This window comes from Streptomyces sp. NPDC038200 (assembly GCF_055600785.1).
Genome location: NZ_JBVJYH010000071.1, coordinates 1 through 1,501, shown reverse-complemented (window position 1 = coordinate 1,501; position 1,501 = coordinate 1). Strand labels below are relative to the sequence as shown.

Sequence of the window (1,501 nt, the reverse complement as noted above, 5' to 3'; positions counted from 1 at the left end):
TCCACGGCGACCTGGTAGGCGGAGGGGCGGCGTTCGAAGAAGTTGGTGAGTTCCTGGACGCCCTGGAGTTCCATGAAGGAGAAGGGGTTCTCGGAGCCGTAGACGGGTGCGAAGCCGAGGCGGGTGAGGCGCTGGTCGGCGACGCACTGCAGGTACTCGCGCATGGATGCGGTGTTCATGCCGGGCAGTCCGTCGCCGCACAGGTCGCGGGCGAACTGCAGCTCGGCGGTGACGGCTTCGTCGAGCATGGCGGTGACCTGCTGCTGGAGCGTGTCGTCGAAGAGGTCGGGTTCTTCCTTGCGGACGGTGTCGACGACGTCGAAGGCGAAGCTCATGTGCATGGTCTCGTCGCGGAAGACCCAGTTGGTGCCGGTGGCGAGGCCGTGGAGCAGGCCGCGGCTGCGGAACCAGTAGACGTAGGCGAACGCGCCGTAGAAGAAGAGTCCTTCGATGCAGGCGGCGAAGCAGATCAGGTTGAGCAGGAAGCGGCGGCGGTCGGCCTTGGTCTCCAGCCGGTCGATCTTCTCGACCTCGTTGATCCACTTGAAGCAGAACTCGGCCTTCTCGCGGATGGAGGGGATGTTCTCCACGGCGTCGAAGGCGGCGGCGCGGTCGTCGGGGTCGGGCAGGTAGGTGTCCAGCAGGGTCAGGTAGAACTGGACGTGCACGGCCTCCTCGAAGAGCTGCCGGCTGAGGTAGAGCCGGGCTTCGGGGGAGTTGATGTGCTTGTAGAGGGTGAGGACGAGGTTGTTGGCGACGATGGAGTCGCCGGTGGCGAAGAAGGCGACCAGCCGGCCGATGAGGTGCTGCTCTTCGGGGGTGAGTTTGGCGAGGTCGGCGACGTCGGAGTGGAGGTCGACCTCTTCGACGGTCCAGGTGTTCTTGATGGCGTCCCGGTAGCGCTCGTAGAAGTCGGGGTAGCGCATGGGGCGCAGAGTCAGCTCGAAGCCGGGGTCGAGCAGGTTGGTGTTGCGGCTGGTCATTACTGGCAGGCCTCGCAGGACTCGGGGTTTTCCAGGGAGCAGGCGATCGCGTCGGGGTCGGTGGCCTGCTGCGGGGGGATGGTGGCCTGGGTCTGTGCCTGGGCGGCGCGGGCGATCCGGGTCGCGGGGCGCGAGCGCAGGTAGTAGGTGGTCTTCAGACCCGACTTCCAGGCGTAGGCGTACATCGAGGAGAGCTTGCCGATGGTCGGCGTCTCCAGGAACAGGTTCAACGACTGCGCCTGGTCGAGGTAGGGGGTGCGGGCGGCGGCCATGTCGATCAGGCCGCGCTGGGGGATCTCCCAGGCGGTGCGGTACAGCGCGCGCACGTCCTGCGGGATCCACAGGAAGTCCTGGATCGAGCCGTTGGAGTCCCGCAGCGCCTCGCGGGTCCGCGCGTCCCACACGCCGAGGTCCTTGAGGTCCTGCACCAGGTAGGAGTTGACCTGGAGGAACTCACCCGAGAGGGTCTCGCGCTTGAACAGGTTCGACACCTGCGGCTCGATGCACTCGTAGACACC

At 66.4% G+C, this 1,501-nt stretch carries 1 protein-coding gene and 1 pseudogene; both read right to left on the bottom strand.

Annotated features, from left to right (window positions below):
- A partial coding sequence (locus ACZ7KF_RS41555; protein WP_471087924.1) for a ribonucleotide-diphosphate reductase subunit beta occupies positions 1 to 983 on the bottom strand: 983 nt, incomplete at its 3' end.
- Positions 983 to 1,501 (bottom strand): annotated as a pseudogene (locus ACZ7KF_RS41550) (ribonucleoside-diphosphate reductase subunit alpha); the annotation flags it as partial. The gene ACZ7KF_RS41555 and the pseudogene ACZ7KF_RS41550, both read right to left, overlap by 1 nt.